The 544-nt window shown below is 69.1% G+C and carries 1 protein-coding gene; it reads left to right on the forward strand.

Features of this window, described 5'->3' with window-relative positions:
• Positions 1–544, forward strand: a 544-nt coding sequence (locus tag CFP71_RS38390) for a translation initiation factor IF-2 N-terminal domain-containing protein (RefSeq protein WP_208636135.1), incomplete at both ends; no start/stop codon positions are given.

Here is a 544-nt window from a genome sequence, read left to right on the forward strand (position 1 = left end):
TGGCGGTGGCCCCGGTGGCGGCGGCGGTGCCCCGGCCGGTGGCGGCGGCTTCCGCGGTGGCGGCGGCCGTGGTGGCCCCGGTGGCCGTGGCGGTACCGCGGGTGCCTTCGGGCGTCCCGGTGGCCCTTCGCGCAAGGGACGCAAGTCCAAGCGCCAGAAGCGCCAGGAGTACATGGACAACATGCAGGCGCCCAGCGTCGGCGGCGTCCGCCTGCCCAAGGGCCAGGGCGAGACGATCCGTCTGCCGCGTGGTGCCTCGCTGACCGACTTCGCCGAGAAGATCGACGCCAACCCGGCTTCGCTGGTGCAGGTGCTCTTCCACCTCGGTGAGATGGTCACGGCGACGCAGTCGGTGTCCGACGACATCCTGGAACTGCTCGGCGGCGAAATGAACTACAACGTTCAGGTCGTCAGTCCCGAGGAAGAGGACCGGGAGCTGCTCGAGACCTTCGACATCACCTACGGCGAAGACGCGGGTGAGGAAGAAGACCTGCAGGTCCGTCCGCCGGTCGTGACCATCATGGGTCACGTCGACCACGGTAAG

The sequence above is a fragment of the Amycolatopsis thailandensis genome, assembly GCF_002234405.1.
Lineage (GTDB): Bacteria > Actinomycetota > Actinomycetes > Mycobacteriales > Pseudonocardiaceae > Amycolatopsis > Amycolatopsis thailandensis.